18 protein-coding genes are annotated in these 20,696 nt (G+C 62.9%); 11 read left to right on the top strand and 7 right to left on the bottom strand.

All coding sequences use genetic code 11. The features are described from left to right. Positions 1-2: 2 nt before the first annotated feature. Genes xcpS through gspE form a run of 3 tightly spaced genes read right to left on the bottom strand, consistent with a single transcriptional unit; the run spans position 3 to position 2,873 of the window. Complete coding sequence (xcpS, locus tag ACQKEK_RS18065; RefSeq protein WP_499144065.1) at positions 3-1,217, bottom strand: GspF family T2SS innner membrane protein variant XcpS; 1,215 nt, start codon at positions 1,215-1,217, stop codon at positions 3-5. Continuing rightward, a complete protein-coding gene (locus ACQKEK_RS18070; protein WP_499144064.1) occupies positions 1,217-1,357 on the bottom strand; it encodes a hypothetical protein in 141 nt (46 codons plus the stop codon). Before ACQKEK_RS18070 ends, xcpS begins: the two co-directional genes overlap by 1 nt. Before the next feature lie 4 nt (positions 1,358-1,361). Next, on the bottom strand, positions 1,362-2,873 hold the full coding sequence (gene gspE, locus ACQKEK_RS18075) for a type II secretion system ATPase GspE (RefSeq protein ID WP_499144063.1): 1,512 nt from the start codon (positions 2,871-2,873) through the stop codon (positions 1,362-1,364). Between the two features lie 523 nt (positions 2,874-3,396). Between gspE and ACQKEK_RS18080 the strand changes: the two genes are divergently transcribed. The 8 genes from ACQKEK_RS18080 (at position 3,397) to ACQKEK_RS18115 (ending at position 9,838) form a co-directional block, all read left to right on the top strand. Further along, positions 3,397-4,518 carry a Re/Si-specific NAD(P)(+) transhydrogenase subunit alpha gene (locus tag ACQKEK_RS18080; protein ID WP_046163449.1) on the top strand — a complete coding sequence of 374 codons (1,122 nt, stop codon included), beginning with the start codon at positions 3,397-3,399 and terminating at the stop codon, positions 4,516-4,518. A gap of 12 nt (positions 4,519-4,530) precedes the next feature. Then, positions 4,531-4,851, top strand: a complete 321-nt coding sequence (locus ACQKEK_RS18085) for an NAD(P) transhydrogenase subunit alpha part 2 (protein ID WP_021209089.1) — start codon at positions 4,531-4,533, stop codon at positions 4,849-4,851. Further along, the gene (locus ACQKEK_RS18090) at positions 4,848-6,299 is read left to right on the top strand and encodes an NAD(P)(+) transhydrogenase (Re/Si-specific) subunit beta (protein WP_499144062.1); all 1,452 of its coding nucleotides are present in this window, start codon (positions 4,848-4,850) and stop codon (positions 6,297-6,299) included. Before ACQKEK_RS18085 ends, ACQKEK_RS18090 begins: the two co-directional genes overlap by 4 nt. Positions 6,300-6,522: 223 nt before the next feature. After that, a complete protein-coding gene (locus tag ACQKEK_RS18095; protein WP_499144061.1) occupies positions 6,523-6,723 on the top strand; it encodes a DUF1127 domain-containing protein in 201 nt (66 codons plus the stop codon). A 107-nt stretch (positions 6,724-6,830) separates the two neighbouring features. Beyond that, entirely contained in the window at positions 6,831-7,148 is a 318-nt protein-coding gene (locus tag ACQKEK_RS18100) for a DUF2388 domain-containing protein (RefSeq protein WP_499144060.1), read from the top strand. An 85-nt stretch (positions 7,149-7,233) separates the two neighbouring features. Continuing rightward, positions 7,234-7,557, top strand: a complete 324-nt coding sequence (locus ACQKEK_RS18105; RefSeq protein WP_499144059.1) for a DUF2388 domain-containing protein — start codon at positions 7,234-7,236, stop codon at positions 7,555-7,557. After that, the gene (locus ACQKEK_RS18110) at positions 7,554-7,874 is read left to right on the top strand and encodes a DUF2388 domain-containing protein (RefSeq protein ID WP_499144058.1); all 321 of its coding nucleotides are present in this window, start codon (positions 7,554-7,556) and stop codon (positions 7,872-7,874) included. The genes ACQKEK_RS18105 and ACQKEK_RS18110 overlap by 4 nt, the downstream gene beginning before the upstream one ends. 44 nt (positions 7,875-7,918) lie before the next feature. Beyond that, the gene (locus tag ACQKEK_RS18115; RefSeq protein WP_499144096.1) at positions 7,919-9,838 is read left to right on the top strand and encodes a DUF7844 domain-containing protein; all 1,920 of its coding nucleotides are present in this window, start codon (positions 7,919-7,921) and stop codon (positions 9,836-9,838) included. Positions 9,839-10,455: 617 nt separating this feature from the next. On the opposite strand, the gene polA is transcribed toward ACQKEK_RS18115, so the two are convergent. Then, positions 10,456-13,200: a DNA polymerase I gene (gene polA / locus ACQKEK_RS18120; protein WP_499144057.1), complete on the bottom strand. Its 2,745-nt coding sequence runs from the start codon at positions 13,198-13,200 to the stop codon at positions 10,456-10,458. 76 nt (positions 13,201-13,276) lie between these two features. Here polA and ACQKEK_RS18125 point away from each other — a divergent pair, with 76 nt between their 5' ends. From ACQKEK_RS18125 to ppnN, 3 genes are all read left to right on the top strand, one after another. Continuing rightward, the gene (locus ACQKEK_RS18125) at positions 13,277-13,558 is read left to right on the top strand and encodes a DUF2782 domain-containing protein (RefSeq protein WP_499144056.1); all 282 of its coding nucleotides are present in this window, start codon (positions 13,277-13,279) and stop codon (positions 13,556-13,558) included. A gap of 30 nt (positions 13,559-13,588) precedes the next feature. After that, complete coding sequence (locus tag ACQKEK_RS18130) at positions 13,589-14,539, top strand: homoserine kinase (RefSeq protein ID WP_499144055.1); 951 nt, start codon at positions 13,589-13,591, stop codon at positions 14,537-14,539. Between the two features lie 410 nt (positions 14,540-14,949). After that, a complete protein-coding gene (ppnN, locus tag ACQKEK_RS18135) occupies positions 14,950-16,323 on the top strand; it encodes a nucleotide 5'-monophosphate nucleosidase PpnN (RefSeq protein ID WP_499144054.1) in 1,374 nt (457 codons plus the stop codon). Positions 16,324-16,632: 309 nt separating this feature from the next. Here ppnN and ACQKEK_RS18140 read toward each other — a convergent pair whose 3' ends face one another. From ACQKEK_RS18140 to ACQKEK_RS18150, 3 genes are all read right to left on the bottom strand, one after another. Next, entirely contained in the window at positions 16,633-17,325 is a 693-nt protein-coding gene (locus ACQKEK_RS18140) for a TSCPD domain-containing protein (protein ID WP_128119722.1), read from the bottom strand. A 50-nt stretch (positions 17,326-17,375) separates the two neighbouring features. Beyond that, the gene (locus tag ACQKEK_RS18145) at positions 17,376-19,526 is read right to left on the bottom strand and encodes an adenosylcobalamin-dependent ribonucleoside-diphosphate reductase (protein WP_499144053.1); all 2,151 of its coding nucleotides are present in this window, start codon (positions 19,524-19,526) and stop codon (positions 17,376-17,378) included. A gap of 152 nt (positions 19,527-19,678) precedes the next feature. Further along, entirely contained in the window at positions 19,679-20,695 is a 1,017-nt protein-coding gene (locus ACQKEK_RS18150) for a zinc ABC transporter substrate-binding protein (RefSeq protein WP_499144052.1), read from the bottom strand. Between the last annotated feature and the right edge of the window lies 1 nt (position 20,696).

A 20,696-nucleotide genomic window follows, 5' to 3' on the forward strand; every position in this document is an offset into this window, starting at 1 on the left:
CACTAGCCCACCAGTTGATTGAGAGAAAGGATCGGCAGCAGGATCGCCAGCACGATTACCAATACCACAGCCCCCATGAACACCAGCATGAAGGGCTCGAAAAGTCCCACCATCAGCGATATTTGCGCAGCCAGATCGTTCTCCTGGTTGCGCGCGGTGCGCGCCAGCATCTGATCCAGCTCACCGGATTTCTCACCGCTGGCAATCATGTGCAGCATCATCGGCGGAAACTCGCCGGTGGCGTCCAGCGCACGGGTCAGGCTGCCGCCCTCGCGCACGCGCTGCGCCGCCTCGATGACCTTGCCACGGATACGCAGGTTGGCGATCACCGCCGCCGCGATCCCCAGCGCATCTACCAGCGGCACGCCACTGCGCGTCAGAATCGCCAGCGTCGAGGCGAAACGCGCGGTGTTGGTCGCCCGCGCCAGCCGACCCACCAGCGGAATGCGCAGGATCAAGGCATGCCAGCGGCGCTTTATCTTTTCATCACGCAGCGCCTGCCGCATCGCCAGGGCTGCCGCCACAATCCCAATGAGCATCAGCCAACCCCAATTCTGCACAACTTCGCTTACCGCGATCAGCCCTGTGGTCAGGGCCGGCAGCGCCTGCCCGGTGTTGACGAATACCTTCACCACGTCCGGCACCACATAGCCCAGCAGCAACACCACGATGGCCAGCGAAGCCACCAGCAGGATCACCGGATACAGCAGCGCCAGTTGAATCTTCTGCCGCGACTGCTGGCGTTGATCGGTGTAATCGGCCAGCTGATCGAGCACCAACCCGAGGTGACCGGCATGCTCGCCGGCCGCAACGGTGGCGCGGTAAAGCTCGGGAAACGCCGACGGGTATTCACGCAGCGATCCCGCCAGGCTATGGCCTTCCATCACCCGTGCCCGAACAGCCAGCAGCATCGACTTGATCTTCTGTGACGACGACTGCGCCGCTGCCGCACGCAGCGCTTCCTCGATGGGCAACGCAGCCTGCACCAGGGTCGCCAGCTGCCGGGTCACCAGCGCCAGGTCGCGCGCCGACAGCCCACGGCCAAACGCGAAACCTCCGCCACTGATGTCCTCCTTGGCCTTGGCCTGCTTGACCTCCAACGGCGACCATTGCTTCTCGCGCAACAGCTGCCGCGCCTGGCGCGCGCTATCGGCCTCGATCAGGCCCTTCTGCTCGCGACCACGCGGATCGAGGGCGATGTATTCGAACGCTGCCATCAGTGTTCAGCCAACAGTAGCAGGCCAGGCGCAACGCCATTTACGGCGTCATCGCGATGATTGCAGCGGCCGTCGGCCGAGAGTGAGAATTCGAACACCGTCATGGCCTGGGTAGCGGTCCTTGTGCCGGTACAACTCATGCGCTTATTCCTCGCGGGTCACGCGCAACACTTCTTCGATAGTCGTCACGCCTTCACGCACCTTGCGCAGGCCGTCGTCACGAATGCTCGGGCCCAGGCGGCGGGCATGGCGAACCATGTCCTGCTCGGCCGCTCGGGTGTGGATCATGCTGCGCAGGGTGTCATCGAACATCACCAGCTCGTAGATCCCGGTCCGCCCGCGATAGCCTAGCTGCCGGCACACCTCACAGCCTTCGGCGTGGTACAGCGTCGGCGCCTCGCTCGGGTCGAGGCCGAACAGCGCGCACTCAGCTTCATCGGCCACATAGGCGCGTTTGCAGTCATTACACAGCACCCGGACGAGGCGTTGGGCCAGCACGCCGAGCAGCGACGACGAGATCAGGAAGGGCTCGACGCCCATGTCCACCAGGCGGGTCACGGCGCCGATGGCGCTGTTGGTGTGCAGTGTCGAGAGCACCAGGTGACCGGTCAGCGACGCCTGCACCGCCATGTCGGCGGTTTCCTGGTCGCGGATCTCGCCGACCATCACCACATCCGGGTCCTGACGCAGGATGGCGCGCAAGCCGCGGGCAAAGGTCATGTCGACCTTGGTATTGACCTGGGTCTGGCCGATGCCCTCGAGGTTGTATTCGATCGGATCCTCAACGGTGAGAATATTGCGCGTGCGGTCGTTGAGCGTGACCAGGCTGGCGTAAAGGGTAGTGGTCTTACCCGAGCCGGTGGGGCCGGTGACGAGGATGATCCCGTGCGGCTTTTGCACCGCCTGCTCCATAATCTTGCGATCCCGGTCGCTCATGCCCAGATGGCGCAGGGTCAGGCGACCGGCCTGCTTGTCCAGCAGACGCAGCACAACGCGTTCGCCGTTGGCCGAAGGCAGCGTCGACACACGGATATCGACCTCCCGCCCGCCGACCCGCAGGGAAATCCGACCGTCCTGCGGGATGCGCTTCTCTGCGATGTCCAGCCGCGCCATGACCTTGATTCGCGATACCAGCAAAGCCGCCAGCTCGCGCTTGGGCTGCACCACTTCACGCAGGATGCCATCGATGCGAAAACGGATGACCAGACGCTTCTCGAAGGTTTCGACGTGGATATCCGAGGCGTTTTCCTTGATCGCCTCGCCGAGGATCGCGTTGATCAGGCGGATAATCGGCGCGTCGTCTTCCTGCTCCAACAGGTCTTCGGTTTCCTGGATCTGATCGGCCAGGCTATGCAGATCCATGTCGTCGCCGAGGCCTTCAACCATCTGCATCGCAGCCGAAGAGTCATGCTGGTAGGCCGCGCTCAAGGCCTGCTCGAACTCGTCCTGCGCCAGCCACTGCATCGCCAACGGCCCGCCGGCGACGCGCTGTGCTTCCTGCAAGGCGGTCAGTGGCGCACCTTCGCGCACGCACAAACGCAGGCCTTCCGGGCGTTCCAACAGAAGCACGCCGTGGCGGCGAGCGAAGGCGAACGGCAGCCGCCTGGGCTGCGCTTCTTCCATCAGGATCATTTCATTCACGTCTAGATCGGCCATGTGAATTTCTCATGAGTAATGCGATCGAACGTCGTCGGCATTCCGAAGCCAGCGCAACCAAATGCATTGGACTACAGGGAATCCATGACATTACAGGCCCTGATCCGATTTTTTTTGCACATGCGCCGCGCCGACCGGCACCAAGGTCGCATACAGACAAGCCCGCCGACGAATACAACGTCTATGGTCCGTCATTCATGATTGCGCCGCGCATAACCGGGCACGGAACCTTAGACGAAGGTCGAACCCAATACCGACGCAGCCTGCAGCGATACAAAGCAACCTAATGGTCACGTCGTGAACGAATCGCCACTGTTGCGTTCCGATTAAAACAGTTGTTTGATTTCCGCAGCCCTTGCAGAATGCCGCGCCGCAGCAGGCTCAAACCAACTAGTGCAGGGCCCGTTAGCCGATCCACACCCAGTCACCATCCGCAGTGGCCGGGCGAAAAGTAACACCAGCGGTGCGATAACCGGTTTACCGGGCAGCACGCTGGTTACGATCAAGCAGGAGAACAAGAACAATGCACATTGGTGTTCCTCTCGAAACCAGGCCCGGTGAAACGCGCGTTGCCGCGACACCGGAAACCATCAAAAAGCTGATCGGGCAAGGGCATCGGGTGACGGTGCAGAGCGGAGCTGGCGTACAGGCCAGTGTTCCGGACAGTGCCTTCGAAGCGGCAGGCGCAACCATCGCCGATGCCGCTGCGGCGTTCGCAGCAGAGATCCTGCTGAAGGTGAACGCACCGAGCGAAACCGAACTGGCTCAGATGCAGCCAGGTACGGTCTTGGTCGGCATGCTCAACCCCTTCGACAACGAAAACATCGCACGCATGGCCGAACGCGGCATCACTGCCTTCGCCCTGGAAGCGGCGCCGCGCACCTCGCGCGCGCAGAGCCTCGACGTGCTCTCCTCCCAGGCCAACATCGCCGGCTACAAGGCCGTGATGGTCGCTGCCAACCAGTACCCGCGCTTCATGCCGATGCTGATGACCGCCGCCGGTACGGTGAAAGCCGCACGCGTGTTGATCCTCGGTGCCGGTGTTGCCGGCCTGCAGGCCATCGCCACGGCCAAGCGTCTGGGCGCGGTGATCGAAGCCTCGGACGTGCGTCCGGCGGTGAAGGAGCAGATCGAATCGCTCGGCGCAAAATTCGTCGATGTGCCGTGCGAGACCGACGAGGAGCGTGAATGTGCCGAGGGTGTCGGCGGCTATGCCCGGCCGATGCCGGCCAGCTGGATGGCCCGCCAGGCACAGGCCGTGCACGAGCGCGCCAAGCAGGCCGACATCATCATCACCACTGCGCTGATTCCGGGCCGCAAGGCGCCGACCCTGTTGCAGGAAGAAACCGTGCAGCAGATGAAGCCCGGTTCGGTGGTGATCGACCTCGCCGCCTCCCAGGGCGGTAACTGTCCATTGACCGAAGCCGATCAGGTGGTGGTCAAGCACGGCGTGACCCTGGTTGGCTACACCAACCTGGCGACCCTCGTGCCGGCGGACGCTTCGGCGCTATACGCCCGCAACCTGCTGGACTTCCTCAAGCTGGTGATCGATGGCGAAGCCAAGTTCCAGCTCAATCTTGAAGACGACATCGTCGCTGCGTGCCTGATGTGCCGTGACGGCCAGGTCGTACGCACCAACGGTTAAGGGAGCCTGAACATGGACATGATTTCTGATGGCATCTACAACCTGATCATCTTCGTGCTGGCGATCTACGTCGGCTACCACGTGGTCTGGAACGTCACCCCCGCGCTGCATACCCCGCTGATGGCGGTCACCAACGCCATCTCAGCGATCGTCATCGTCGGCGCCATGCTCGCCGCCGCCCTGACCGTCACCCCGATGGGCAAGCTGATGGGCACCCTGGCGGTGACCCTGGCCGCCGTTAACGTCTTCGGTGGCTTCCTGGTTACCCGGCGCATGCTGGAAATGTTCAAGAAGAAGGAGCGCGCTGGCGCCAAGGCGGAGTCCAAGCCATGAGCATGAACCTGATCACCCTGCTGTACCTCATCGCTTCGGTGAGCTTCATCCAGGCCCTTAAAGGCCTGTCGCACCCCACCACCTCGCGCCGCGGCAACCTGTTCGGCATGATCGGCATGGGCATCGCCGTGGTCACAACGGTGTTCCTGGTGTTCAAGCTCGGCTCACAGCTGGCCGAGAGCGCCAGCCCCTGGAGCGGCCTGGGCTTTATCGTCCTCGGCCTGCTGATCGGCGGCACCATCGGTACGCTGATGGCCAAGCGCGTCGAGATGACCAAGATGCCCGAGCTGGTCGCCTTCATGCACAGCATGATCGGCCTGGCCGCGGTGTTCATCGCCATCGCCGCAGTGCTGGAGCCGCAGTCGCTGGGTATCGTCCAGGCCATCGGCTATCCGATCCCTGCCGGTAACCGTCTGGAACTGTTCCTCGGTGCAGCCATCGGCGCCATCACCTTCTCCGGTTCGGTGATCGCGTTCGGCAAGCTGTCGGGCAAGTACAAGTTCCGCCTGTTCCAGGGCGCACCGGTGTCGTTCCCCAACCAGCACAAGATCAACCTCGCCGTCGGCGTGGCGATCCTGGTGCTGGGCCTGTTCTATACCTTCACCGGCAACTTCACTGCGTTCATGATTCTGGTGGCGCTGGCGTTCGTCATCGGCGTGCTGATCATCATCCCCATCGGCGGCGCCGACATGCCGGTGGTGGTCTCGATGCTCAACAGCTACTCGGGCTGGGCCGCGGCCGGTATCGGCTTCTCGCTGAACAACTCGATGCTGATCATCGCCGGTTCGCTGGTAGGTTCGAGCGGCGCAATCCTCTCGTACATCATGTGCAAGGCGATGAACCGCTCGTTCTTCAACGTCATCCTCGGCGGCTTCGGTGGCGACGTGGATGCCGGCCCGGCGACGGGAAGCAAAGAGCAACGCCCAGTCAAATCCGGCTCCAGCGATGATGCCGCTTTCCTCCTGTCGAACGCCGACACCGTGATCATCGTCCCGGGCTACGGCCTGGCGGTGGCCCGCGCGCAGCACGCGCTGATGGAGCTGGCCGAAAAGTTGACCCACATGGGCGTGACCGTGAAGTATGCGATCCACCCGGTCGCCGGTCGGATGCCAGGTCACATGAACGTATTGCTGGCGGAAGCTGAAGTGCCGTACGAGATGGTGTTCGAGATGGACGACATCAACTCCGAGTTCGGCCAGGCCGACGTGGTGCTGGTACTCGGTGCCAACGACGTGGTCAACCCGGCGGCGAAGAACGATCCGAAGTCGCCCATCGCCGGCATGCCGATCCTCGAGGCTTACAAAGCCAAGACGGTCATCGTCAACAAGCGCTCCATGGCCAGCGGTTATGCCGGCTTGGATAACGAACTGTTCTACATGGACAAGACCATGATGGTCTTCGGCGATGCCAAGAAGGTCGTCGAGGACATGGTTAAAGCCGTGGAGTAAGCGACACCGTGACACCGAAACCCCTCCCGGCCTGCCGCGAGGGGTTTTGTTTTTAAGACCATCAGCAGCCGAACACTTCGGCGCCTGGAGCACCGGTACAGTAGTGCTGCTCGCGCAACTGAACCGACACAATTCAAGCTCCCTGTGACTGTTACGTAACAGCCCGGCACGCGACTCTATCTGCCCATAACCCATCCCCGTTGATTGCGGGAAGGAGCGGCTCATGGAGCGCATACTGACTCGGAAGCAAACACTTGCAATCGGCCTGCCGCCGCTGCATCGGGTGCTGCAGCAGCTACGCCTGTGGCAACAACGCATGCGGACCCGGCGGCAGCTGGCGGTGCTCGACGAGCGCCAATTGGCGGACGTCGGGATCAGCCACAGCGAGCGCCTGGACGAGCTGAACAAGCCTTTCTGGCGCTGATACGGTGCTTTCCAGGCGATGTCGTCGAGCCGTAAGCTGAACGGCATGCCCCGCGCGACGGTCAAAGCGACTATCGGCGGGAAGCCGCGTCTAGTCTGGAGAACACCATGAACAAGTATCTGTTGTCAGTTGCCACCGCTGCCTGCCTGGTTGCAGGCACCGCATCGGCGGGAAGCATCACCGGCACCATCGACGCCATCGGCGCCTCGCTGGTCAACACCGTGGAAGGCACCTCCGATATCACTTCGAACCTGGGCGATGACAAGCTGGTGATCGATGCCAAGGACGATGCGGCCCGCTTCGTTGCCAGCAATGGCGAATCCCGTGGCGCTCAACTGGAAGCGGCACTGAAGCACATCCGCACCCAGGCACCGGCCCTGCACGCCACTGACCTTCAGCTGGCCGGCGCGATACTGGCGCTCTGATCCGCGGCGTGAGCGAGCATGACGCTGGCTCTGGGGCTGGCGTTTCGCTAGCCTTGCCGGCTGATTGTCCAGCCTCAGGATTCACATGCGTTCGCTTTACCTTGTACTCGCTGGCTGCTGCGTCGGCGGCAGCGCGCAGGCCTTCGACAGCCTCATCGGCAGCACCGTCGCGTCTTCCTACGTCGCCAGCCAGGTGACCAGCGCCCCCTTCGACAACAAGCTGATCCTCAACGCCCGCGACGACGCCGCCGGGTTCGTTGCCAGCCACGGCGAGCTTCGTGGCGCTCGCCTGGAAGGTGCCTTGCGCTGGCTGCGCGAGCGGCAACCGCAGCTGACGGCCAGCGACCTTGAACTGGCCGAGGCAATCCTCGTCCAATCACCCACTCCGTTCCCTCGAGAAGACTCATGAACCTCAAGCTGATCGCCGCGCCTTTTGCCCTGGCCCTTCTTGCCAGCGGTGCTCAGGCACAGACGCTGGTGGCTACCAGCAATATCGTCGTCAATGCCCTGGACCGCAGCATTAATTTCACCTCCGACGTGACCAGCCGCATCAGCGACATGAAGGTCGTCAGCGAAGCCCGCGATGAAGCCGCCGGCTTTGTCGCCAGCGGTGGTGAGATTCGTGGCGCGCGACTGGAAGCCGCGCTCGGCCGCTTGCGCAGTGCGTTCCCGGAAGCACAGCAAGCCAGTGACCTGGCGCTGGCCGAAGCCATCCTCGCTCAGTGAAACCGTCCTGGGCCCGCTGGCTGGGCGTTGCGCTCACTGCGGTCATGGCGTTCGGCAATGTGTGCCTGGCCGAACTGCGCCTGACCCTGGATGACGCCGACCTGCAACCGGCCGAACGGGCAGCCAGCCAGCAATTGCTGGACGAAGCGGTAGCCGCGCTGCCGCCGCGAATGATGGAACGCCTGGACCGGGACGTCCGCGTCCGCTGGCATGACGGGCTGACCCACGACGTTTATGGAAGTGCCGGCGGCGACCTGCTGCTGCTCAATCGGCGCCTGTTGCCAGCACTGACCGATGGCAGCGCGGCCAATCAACGAACGGAACGACCGCACGGCACGGTGCGGCGCGAGATGTTGGCGACACTGGTCCATGAGGTTGCCCATCTGTATGACCGCGCCCACCTCTGGTCAGCGGAAACCCATCGGCAACTGGGTTTCTGTAATCAACGCGCCGGCAGCCTCGGCCTGGTCGGGTTGCCGGACAGTTGCCGCGGCCAGACCGAGCGCCGCTTTACCCTCAGTGATGATCCATATCTGCTTGATCTTGCCGGCTGGCCGCAACGCGTCGGCGAGCGTGGCGAGCGCGAGCGCGAAAATGCGCAACAGGCGCGCAGCCCCGATGCCTATGAGCTGACCAGCCCACTGGAATTCGTTGCGGTGAACCTGGAGTACTTTCTTCTGGACCCCAGCTACGCCTGTCGTCGGCCGCTGCTGCATCGCTATTTCACTGAGCATTTCGGCTGGCACCCGGCCAGTGCGGAGGCATGCAAAGGCGCATTGCCGATCCTCAATGCCGGACACGACTTTGCGCGCACCCCGCTGATCGAGCTCGACCCCGCGCGCGTCTACGCCGTTGATTATCTGTTCGCCGAGGCCAACGACGCATGGGTCAGTCGCTGGGGCCACAGCATGCTGCGCCTGGTTATCTGTGCGCCCGGTCGGCCGCGCGGAGCAGACTGCCGCCTGGATCTGGACCATCACCTGGTGCTGTCTTTCCGCGCCTTCGTTGGCGACGTGCAGCTGTCGAGCTGGGACGGACTCACCGGCGTCTATCCGTCACGCCTGTTCGTCCTGCCGCTGGGCCAGGTGATCGACGAGTACACCAAGGTCGAACTGCGCAGCCTCGCCTCGATCCCGCTGAAACTGCAGCGTGACGAGATCGAGAACCTGGTGACCCGCAGCGCCGAAATGCACTGGAGCTACGACGGTAATTACTACTTCCTGTCCAACAATTGCGCGGTGGAAACGCTCAAGCTGCTACGCAGCGGCACCGCCCGCCCCGAACTCGTTGCGCTGGACAGCATCCTGCCCAGCGGCCTGCTGGAGCTCCTGATCAGCCGTGGCCTGGCCGATGCCAGCGTACTCGACGACCCACAAGAGGCGCTGCGCCTGGGGTATCGCTTCGATTCCTACCGTGATCGCTACCAGGCCATGTTCACCGTGCTTCGCGAGCGTCTGGGCTTGCCGCAGACCGATGTCGAAGCCTGGCTAGCGCTCAGCGCCGAACAACGCCGTCCTTGGATCGAAAAAGCCGACCTGCGCGCCAGCGCGGCCCTGCTGCTGGTCGAACAGGCGGCGCTGCGCCGGCATCTGCTGCTGGCTCAAGAAGAGTTGAAAAATCGCTATTTGAGCGGCCGCGAGCACGGCGACAGGAGCCTGGCCAAGGCGGACGAAACCCTACAGGGCATCCTTGCCAACAGCGGTTATCTGAGCCAGCCGGCGCAATTGCTCGACGGCAACGGATACGGGCTGCCGCAGGCCAGCGAATGGCAGCGTCTGGAGTCGGAAAGCAACCAACGCCAGGCGCGCTTGAATCAGCTTACCGATGCGCTGAATGCCGAGGTGCGCCTGTTGCTCGGCGAAGAGCGGCGGCTGGAGTTGGAAGGTGTCGAAGCCAATCTGGCGCAGATCAGTAAACACCTTCGCGGATTGCACAAGGCCGGCGGAGGTCTGCAGCTACCCTGACGCCCGTCCGCCGCGCCGTGCCCCCGTTAACGTCGATCTCGGAGGCCCCAGCTTGCTGGCGATACACATCCCGCGCAACGTGCCAGGCCATGCGCAACGCCCATGATCACGGGCAAGAATTGGGGCGCCTCCCTCGCTCCTACAAAGCGAAGCGGATCGGCAGCGCCACATGAAGGCGCAGCCGGAGGCACCTGCCAGCAACGTGCCGGTACTTTTTCCGAGGCAAAAAAAACCTCGAACTTCGTTGGGGGAGGGGGAAGTTCGAGGTCTAAATCCGGAACGCCATAGGCGTATCCAGAGATCTGCCAACACTTAACACAACAAGGAGCATCGAAGGGCTTTTACACCCTTCGTAGCCTATGACCAGGCTTTCGATCCGTCAGTTCAATACAGACCGAAAAATAATTTCATAACGGCGCGTAGGCGCTCTAAAACGCGGCGGTCCGAGGCTGCACGAACGCGACGCGCCCTTGTCCAGTCGCCCCTCACCGCGTTTTCACGCAGCTTTCCTAACCTGACGCATTCCGCCAACGCCCCTTTCTGGCTATCTGCGGTAAGAACTGGCGCCTGCTCGCCGCTGAGCGAGCCGACTATAGAACGTCGACTCGCAGGTGCCGTCAGTGCGCCTCGTCCCAGTTATTGCCAACGCCCGCCTCGACCAGCAGCGGCACGTCCAGCTGGGCTGCTCCGCTCATCAACGGAAGAATCTGCTCGCGAACCTGCTCGACCAGATCCTCACGGACCTCGACCACCAGTTCATCGTGCACCTGCAGGATGACGCGCGCATCCAGCCCGCTCTCCTGCAGCCAATTGTCCACCGCGATCATGGCGCGCTTGATGATGTCCGCCGCGGTGCCCTGCATCGGCGCGTTGATCGCGGTGCGTTCGGCGCCTTTGCGCATGGCGCCGTTCTTCGAATTGATCTCGGGTAGATACAACCGCCGGCCGAACAGCGTTTCCACGTAGCCCTGCTCCGCTGCCTGGGTACGGGTGCGTTCCATGTAGGCGAGCACGCCGGGGTAGCGGGCAAAGTAGCGGTCGATATAGGCCTGTGCTTCGCCACGCGAAACATCGATCTGCTTGGCCAGGCCAAAGGCGCTCATGCCATAGATCAGGCCGAAGTTGATCGCCTTGGCGCTGCGCCGCTGATCGTTACTGACCTGGTCCAGCTCGATGCCGAACACTTCAGCCGCCGTGGCACGGTGGACGTCCAGGTCGTTCTGAAAGGCGTGCAACAGACCGGCGTCCTGTGCCAGGTGCGCCATGATGCGCAACTCGATCTGCGAATAGTCAGCGGCCAGCAGCTTGTAACCCGGCGCCGCGACGAAGGCCTGGCGGATCCGGCGGCCTTCGGCGGTGCGGATCGGGATGTTCTGCAGGTTCGGGTCGCTGGACGATAGCCGCCCGGTCGCCGTCACGGCCTGGTGGTAGCTGGTATGGATGCGCCCGGTGCGCGGATTGATCTGCTGCGGCAGCTTGTCGGTGTAGGTGCCTTTGAGCTTGCTCAAGCTACGGTGCTGCATGATCACCTTGGGCAGCGGGTAGTCCCGCTCAGCCAGCTCGGCCAGCACGCTTTCTGCCGTAGATGGCTGACCGCCGGCGGTCTTCGACAATACCGGGCAGCCAAGCTTGTCATAGAGGATCGCGCAGAGCTGCTTGGGCGAGCCCAGGTTGAATTCCTCACCGGCGATTTCGAACGCCTCACGCTCCAGCTCGACCAGCTTGTTACCCAACTCGACGCTCTGCAGCCCGAGCAGATTGGCGTCGACCAGCGCGCCGTTGCGCTCGATGCGCGCCAGCACCGGCACCAACGGCATCTCGATCTCGTTGAGTACCTTGAGCAGAGAGGGCGTGGCCTCGAGCTTGCTCATCAAGGTCTGGTGCAGACGCAGGGTGACGTCGGCGTCTTCAGCGGCGTAGGGTCCGGCCTGCTCGACGGCGATCTGGTCGAAGGTCAGCTGCTTGGCGCCCTTGCCGGCGATGTCCTCGAAGCGGATGGTGCCGCGGCCCAGGTACTTGAGCGCCAGGCTGTCCATGTCATGGCGGGTCGCGGTGGCGTCGAGCACGTAGGATTCGAGCATGGTGTCGAAGGTCATGCCGCGCATCTCGATGCCGTAGTGCATCAATACGTTCATGTCGTATTTGCCGTGCTGGCAGATCTTGCGCTTGCTCGGGTCTTCCAGCAGCGGCTTGAGGGCGGCGAGCACGGCATCGCCATCGAGCTGCTGCGGCACGCCCATGTAGCTGTGCGCCAGCGGTACGTACGCCGCTTTGCCCGCCTCGATGGCAAATGACACGCCCACCAGCTGTGCCTTCTGCGCATCGAGGCTGGTGGTTTCGGTGTCGAAGGCGAAGCAATCGGCGGCCTTCAGTTGTTCAAGCCAGGCGTCGAACTCGGCTTGCTCGAAAATCGTGCTGTACTCGGCTTCGGCCTGGATCGAACAGCCCTCGGGCTGCACCTCGCAACCCTCGCCGGCGGCCTTGGCTTCACGCAGCAGATCGTCGAGCCAGTTCTTGAACTCCAACTCGCGATACAAGGCGATCAGCGCCTCGCGGTGCGGCTCACCGGGCATCAGGTCGCCGACCTGCACGTCCAGCGGCACGTCGATCTTGATGGTCGCCAGCTCGTAGGACATGAACGCGGCGTCACGATGTTCCTCGAGTTTGGCGGCCAGCGACTTGGCGCCGCGAATCGGCAGGTCGCAAACCTTTTCGAGGTTCTCGTAGAGCCCCTTGATGCCGCCTTCGATGCCGTTGAGCAGGCCGCAGGCGGTCTTCTCACCAACGCCAGGAACGCCGGGAATATTGTCGACTTTGTCGCCCATCAGGGCGAGGAAGTCGATGATCAGCTCCGGGCCAACGCCGAACTTGTTCTTCACGCCTTCGATGTCGTAGACGCTGCCGGTCATGGTGTTGACCAGGGTGACATGCGGACACACCAGCTGCGCCATGTCCTTGTCGCCGGTGGAGATGATCACGTCGCGTCCCAGCGCCGCACATTGGCGCGCCAGTGTTCCAATCACGTCGTCGGCTTCGACGCCGTCGACGCACAGCAGCGGCATGCCCAGGGCGCGAACGCTGGCATGCAGCGGCTCGACCTGACCGCGGAGGTCGTCGGGCATCGGTGGACGATGGGATTTGTATTCAGCGAACAGCGTGTCGCGGAAGGTCGGGCCTTTGGCATCGAAGACCACCGCGAAGGGGCTGTCCGGGTATTGCCGGCGCAGCGACAGCAGCATGTTCAGTACGCCCTTGACCGCCCCGGTGGGCTTGCCGGTCGAGGTGGTCAGCGGCGGTAGGGCGTGGAAGGCGCGGTAGAGGTAGGACGAACCGTCCACCAGAACGAGGGGCGCTTGGCTCATGAGCAGGATCAACCTTTTCGACGGGTCCGCGGCTAGAATGCACAGGACCACTTGACGACAAAGGGACAAGGTTATCATGCGCACATTCAAACCTTTGCTGCTGGCCGGGCTGCTGGCACTGGTGCCGCTGAGCGGTTTCGCCCAGGAATCGGTCGATGGCGAACCCGACGTTACAATTCGCCAGGAAGGTGATCGCACGGTTGAGGAATACCGGGTCAACGGCTTCCTCTATGCGGTGAAGATCACGCCCAAGGTCGGCAAGCCCTACTTCCTGGTGCGCGCCGATGGCGACAGTAACTTCATCCGCGCCGATCGCCCGGACATGCTCATCCCGGCCTGGAAAATCTTCAGCTGGTAACCTGGCAGCACACCTAACGGAAGGCAGCCCATGTCGGTTTTTACGCCCCTGCAACGCGAAGAGCTTGAGGTATTCCTGGCGCCCTATGGGCTTGGGCGGCTGCGGGATTTCGAGGGCATCGCGGCTGGCAGCGAAAACAGCAATTTCTTCATTAGCTTGGAGCAGGGTGAGTATGTATTGACCCTGATCGAGCGCGGCCCGAGCCAGGATCTGCCCTTCTTCGTCGAGCTGCTCGACGTGCTGCATCGCGCCGGGCTGCCGGTGCCTTATGCCTTGCGTACCGACCGCGGCGAAGCGCTACGTACGCTGGCGGAAAAGCCGGCCCTGCTGCAGCCACGCCTGGCCGGCAAACACATCAGTGCACCCAACCCCCATCAGTGCGCTGAGGTGGGTCGCCTACTGGCACGACTGCACCTGGCGACCCGCGACCACATCATCGAGCGGCGCAGCGACCGTGGCCTGGACTGGATGCAGGAAGAAGGCCCGAGCCTGGCGCTGTCGCTAGACAGCGCTCAAATGCCGCTGCTGCGTGACAGCCTTGCAGAGATTGCCGAACTGAAGCCGAAGCTTCTGGCGCTGCCGCGGGCCAACCTGCACGCTGACCTGTTCCGTGACAACCTGCTCTTCGAGGGCAGCCACCTGACCGGCGTGATCGACTTCTACAATGCCTGCTCCGGGCCAATGCTCTACGACGTAGCCATCGCCATTAACGACTGGTGCTCGCACCCCAACGGCGAGATCGATGAGACGCGCAGCCAGGCATTGCTGGCCGCCTATTCCAGCCTGCGCCGCTTCACCCCGGCCGAGGCCGAACTATGGCGCCCGATGCTACGCGTCGCCTGCGTGCGTTTCTGGCTGTCGCGCTTGATCGCGGCGCAGAAGTTCGCTGGCCAACCGGTGTTGATCAAGGATCCCGACGAATTCCGCCGTATGCTCAGCGCCCGTCAGCACTGCCACAGCGCCCTGCCGTTTGCCTTTTGAGGCCTTTTTCAAGCCGAAGGCCGCTCCGCGCCCCGTGCCGGAAAAACCCTTCACGCCGTGCGCAATCAAACAGCCATGTTCGCGGTCAAATTTCCTGCACCTAAGACCGTACGGGATGTACGCATGAACAGAGCAATACCCCAGGAGGGGTTTTCAGGAACGTTTTCGCCGGTTAAACGTCAAGTACAGCCCGTCCAGGCGCATCGTTGCACCCGGAAAGATACAGCCGGCACCGGCAAGCAGCTTGCGGCTATGGGTTTAGCCGCTGCGCCCAGCAGCAAACCTGTCCACTGGCGCGCTGCCCGCTCGGATGGCCCTATTCATACGCCGCTGCCCACGGCCGTGGCCCTCAACATCCTGATGCACCTGCCCGTCTCGGCCAGGCCGCATTGTTTTCAGGGAAAACACGCATGACCTCACGCTATGTAATCAATGCCTCGGTTACCCCTAAAGGGAGCCTGGAGACGCTGTCCCAACGGGAAGTCCAGCAACTGAGCGAAGCTGGTTGTGGCAGTACCTACACACTGTTCCGCCAGTGCGCCTTGGCCATTCTCAATACCGGCGCGCGCATCGATAACGCCAAGACCATCCTTGAGGCCTACGACGACTTCGAAGTACGTATCCACCAACAAGATCGCGGTGTGCGTCTGGAATTGCTCAACGCGCCGGCCGATGCCTTCGTCGACGGCGAGATGATCGCCAGCACCCGCGAAATGCTGTTCAGTGCGCTGCGTGACATCGTCTACACCGAAAGCGAACTGGGAAGCCCGCGCATCGACCTGAGCAGCTCCCAGGGCATCACCGATTACGTCTTCCATTTACTGCGCAACGCTCGCACGCTGCGTCCCGGCGTCGAGCCGAACATGGTGGTGTGCTGGGGCGGACACTCGATCAGCACCGAGGAATACAAGTACAGCAAGCGCGTCGGCCACGAGCTGGGCCTGCGCAACCTGAATATCTGCACCGGCTGCGGCCCTGGCGTGATGAAGGGCCCGATGAAGGGCGCGACCATCGCTCACGCCAAGCAGCGCATCGTCGGCGGCCGTTACCTGGGTCTGACCGAGCCGGGCATCATTGCCGCCGAGGCGCCGAACCCGATCGTCAACGAACTGGTGATCCTGCCGGATATCGAAAAGCGCCTGGAAGCTTTCGTCCGCGTCGGTCACGGCATCATCATCTTCCCCGGCGGCGTCGGCACGGCGGAGGAATTCCTCTACTTGCTGGGCATTCTGCTACACCCGGACAACCGCGACGTGCCCTTCCCGGTCATCCTCACCGGCCCGGAAAGTGCCGCGCCGTATTTGCAGCAGCTGCGTGACTTTGTCGGCGCTACGCTCGGCGAAAAAGCACAGGGCTTGTACCAGATCATCATCGACAACCCGGCCGAGGTAGCCCGGCAGATGTCCGAAGGCTTGAAAGCAGTCAAGCAGTTCCGCCGTGAGCGTAACGACGCCTTCCATTTCAACTGGCTGCTGAAAATCGAGGAAGGCTTCCAGCACCCGTTCGACCCGACTCACGAAAACATGGCCAGCCTGCAGCTGACCCGCGACGTACCGCCCCACCTGCTGGCGGCGAACCTGCGTCGGGCGTTCTCCGGGATCGTCGCGGGTAACGTCAAGGACAAGGGCATTCGCCGCATCGAGCAGTTCGGCCGCTACGAAATCAATGGCGACACGGCGATCATGAAGCCCCTGGATGAGTTACTGCAGGCTTTTGTGCTGCAACACCGGATGAAACTCCCCGGCGGCCGACCCTACGAGCCGTGCTATCGCGTGGTGACCTGAAAATCTCGAAAGGGCCGTGACGGCTAGGGTCGCCCAGCTCATCGAAGCAAACGCTACGCGGTAAACGACGGAAGCGCCTTCGGCGATTCCGTCCTACAAAGCCGCCCCAATCCCGGCCAACGTAGGGTGGGCTTCAGCCCACCGGGGCGGTTGGTCGGTTGCAGAGGGCGGGACGGGGCACGGAAGCATCTTGTGGGCTAAAGCCCACCCTACGGGTGCTTCCGGCCGGGCCACGGTGATGTACCGGCCAATGTAGGTTGGATTAGCCGAAGGCGTAATCCGACGGCTCGAAGGCGTAATCCAACCCGCTCAACCACACTTGGAATTGCCGCAGTTCAGGCACGTCGCGCAGCCATCCATCTGCACCACCGCCTGGGTGTTGCACTTGCTGCACAGCTGCGCACCGGCCGGGAAGCCCTCGCCCGGCTCCACGGTCACCGCCCCCTGGCTGGCCTCGTAAGCGGCGCGCTTTTCCGCCAGATACTTGAGCTGGGTTTCGTCCAACGCATGGCCTTCGAGCATGCCGATATGGATCAGGTGGCGCTCCAGTACGCCGCCGATCTCCGCCACGATGGACGGCATATAGACGCCGCCCTTTTTCAGGTAGCCACCGCGGGGATCGAACACCGCTTTCAGTTCCTCGACTAGGAAGGTGCAGTCACCCCCCTTGCGGAACACGGCAGACATGATCCGGGTGAGCGCGACGATCCACTGGAAGTGATCCATGTTCTTCGAGTTGATGAAGATCTCGAAGGGTCGGCGCTGCTCGTGGGGCGTGCCGGCGTTGAGCACCACATCATTCACCGTGACGTAAAGCGCGTGTTCGAACAGCGGTGACTTGATCTTGTAGGTCATGCCGACCAGCGTTTCTGGACGCTGGATACTCTCGTCCATCTCCACCACATTGACCCTGGTGGTAGTGTCAGGTGTGACAGCGGGGCGTTCCAGGGTCTCGTCGACAACCTTGAAGCCCTTGATGCGCTGGGTGATCTTTACGGTCATTGCGGGTTCTCCAGCCGCACGACAGACGCCGCGCGGTTATCAGTCGGGGCTCAGTACTTGCCGTAATAGCCTTCTTTCAAGGCGTCGAACAGGTTGGCGGCGGAGTTGACCTCACCGTCATACTCGACCTCTTCGTTGCCTTTTAGCTCGACCACGCTGCCGTCCTCGAGAATGAAGCGGTACAGGGTCTTTTCCAGGTCGGCCTCCTTGACCAGCACGCCCTGGAACGCCGCCGGATTGAAGCGGAAGGTGGTGCAACCCTTGAGGCCCTGCTGCCAGGCGTAGCGGTAGATGTCCTTGAACGCCTCGAAGGGGTAGTCGGTGGGCACGTTGGCGGTCTTTGAAATCGACGAGTCGACCCATTTCTGCGCCGCGGCCTGAATGTCGACGTGCTGCGTCGGGGTGACGTCGTCGGCGGTGATGAAGTACTCCGGCAGCTGCTCGCCGGGCTCGGTCGAGCCCGGCTTGGCGCGTGAGTTGATCAGCGTGCGATAGGCCAGCAACTCGTAGCTGAACACCTCGATCTTTTCCTTGGCCTTACGCCCGGCGCGGATCAGGTTGCGCGAGTAATGGTGGGCGAAGCTTGGCTCGATGCCGTTTGAAGCGTTGTTGGCCAGACTCAGGCTGATCGTGCCAGTGGGCGCAATGGAGCTGTGGTGGGTGAAACGTGCGCCCTGCTCGGCCAGCTGATCGATCAGCTCGGGCGCGTATTCGGCGATCTTCTGCATGTAGCGCGAATACTTCGCGTGCAATACGCGGCCCGGCACCTGATCGCCGATCTGGTAACCGTCCTTCTTCATCTCCGGACGCTTGCGCAGCAATTCGGCGGTGACCTCGAAGGTTTCGGTCAGTAGCGGCGCCGGGCCTTTTTCTTTCGACAGTTCGAGCGCCACTTCCCAGCCGACCAGCGCCATTTCGCGCGCGACTTCTTCGGTGAAGACGCAGGCTTTGGGGCTACCGTAACGCAGCTTGAGCAGCGTCAGGGCTGAACCAAGACCGAGGAAGCCCATGCCGTGGCGGCGTTTGCTCTCGATTTCGTGGCGCTGCTGCGCCAGCGGCAGGCCATTGATCTCCACCACGTTGTCGAGCATCCGGGTGAACAGGCGCACCACTTCGCGGTACTTGTCCCAGTCGAAACGCGCATCGGCACCAAAAGGGTCGATGACGAAGCGGGTCAGGTTGATCGAGCCCAGCAGGCAGGATCCGTAGGGCGGCAGCGGCTGCTCGCCACAAGGATTGGTCGCCCGAACTGCTTCGCACCACCAGTTGTTGTTCAACTGGTTGACCCGGTCGATGAGGATGAAGCCCGGCTCGGCGTAGTCGTAGGTGGAGACCATGATCATGTCCCACAGATGTCGCGCCTTGACCCGCCCGTAGATCTTGCAGGCCACGAGGCCGTCGTCGCGGACGATGTAGCCGTCATGGCTCGGCCATTCGCGCCACACCACCTGTTCGGCATCGGCCAGATCAAGCTCGGCTTTTTCCTTCATGTGCAGCGGAAAGATCAACGGCCAGTCCGCGTCGGCTTCCACCGACTGCATGAACTCGTCGGTGATGAGCAAGCTGAGGTTGAATTGCCGCAGTCGACCGTCTTCACGTTTGGCGCGGATGAATTCGCGAACGTCCGGATGGCCGACGTCGAAGGTGCCCATCTGGGCGCCGCGGCGCCCACCGGCGGAGCTGACGGTGAAGCACATCTTGTCGAAGATATCCATGAACGACAGCGGGCCGCTGGTGTGTGCGCCCGCGCCGGAAACGAAGGAGCCGCGCGGGCGCAGGGTGCTGAACTCGTAACCGATGCCGCAGCCGGCCTTGAGCGTCAGGCCGGCTTCATGCACCTTGCCGAGGATGTCGTCCATCGAGTCAGCGATGGTGCCGGACACGGTGCAGTTGATCGTCGAGGTGGCCGGTTTGTAGTCCTGCGCGCCGGCGTTGGAAATGATCCGCCCGGCGGGGATGGCGCCGTTGCGCAGCGCCCAGAGGAAGCGTTCGTACCAGTGCTCGCGGGCATCCTGTTCCTCCACATCAGCAAGCGCGCGGGCAACCCGCTGCCAGGTGGCGTCGACGCTGTCATCAACGGCGCTACCGTCCTTGCGGGTCAGGCGGTATTTTTGCGCCCAGATGTCTTCGGAGGCCGTCTGAAGAGCGATTTCTGGGGTGATTTTCGTCTCTGCCGTGATGGGCCCGTCCGTCTTCGCCATGCGCTGCGCATCCTCGTGTCGATGGAGTGGAAACCAAAGCACGAAGCATAGCCATGAGGGCCAGAAGCACTATGACGCGCATCAAGTCGGCCGACGGACGACCCGGACAAGCGCCCGGCGGAGCGTTGCCGCCGAGCGCTATGAACCGAGAGTCAGAGCGATTCCAGACATTCCGCCAGCGAGCGACCGAGGTTATCGATCAACTGCTCGTAGCCGCCCGCCGAGGCGTCGATGCCATGACCCAGCGCGTCCAGCTCGGTGACCTTCACTGGCAGTCCCCGGATCAGACTATCCGCCAGACGCGGACGAACCGGTGGCTCGTAGAACACGCAGCTCGGGCCGGCCTGTTCCAGACGCTCTCGCATGGCGGCAACATGCCGCGCGCCGGGCTGGGCTTCGCCACCGGCGCTGAATACGCCGGCGTGTTTGATCCCATAAGCGGCTTCGAAATAATCGAAGGCTTCATGGAAGACGAAGAACGGCTTGGTTCGGGTTTCGCTCAAGCGCTGGCTGAGCCGCTTATCGAGCGCATCCAGCCGCTGCTTGAATGCGGCCAGGTTGGCTCTGTAGCGCTCGGCGTTGGCCGGGTCGGCCTTGGCCATGTCCTGCGCCATGCCCTCGGCGATGGTCACCGCATTGGCGGGCAACAACCAGAGGTGCGCGTCCAGGCTGCCGGGGCGGTGGGCATGGTCGTGTTCGTCGTGGGCGGCGGCTTCATGAGCGTGGTCGTCATGTTCATCATGTACCTGCTCGGAGTGCTCGCCGTGCGCCTCGTGTGCATGCTCGTCGTGACGATCATGCTCGGCCTCGTGCTCGCCGGCTGCGTCGCCGAAGTGGCGCAGGGTCAGTCCGGGCAGCGACTGTATCGCCACGCTCGGCCGCTTGCGGCCCTCCAGCACCGGCGCGAGAAAACCTTCCATGTCCGGGCCGATCCAGTAGAACAGATCGGCGCTGCGAATCTGCCGTACGTCGGACGGGCGCATGGCGTAATGGTGGGGCGAGGCACCCGGCGGCAACAGAACGGCAGGCTTGCCGACACCGCCCTGAACGGCAGCGGCGATCAGCTGCAGCGGCTTGATGCTGGTCAGCACCTCGATCTCGGCATGGGCCTGGGCGCTGCTGAAAAGGCTCGCGGTCACTAGAAGCGGTATCGAAAAAAGACGAAACACG

Origin of the sequence: Pseudomonas sp. NPDC077408 (assembly GCF_050269105.1) — a bacterium.
Taxonomy (GTDB): Bacteria; Pseudomonadota; Gammaproteobacteria; order Pseudomonadales; family Pseudomonadaceae; genus Stutzerimonas.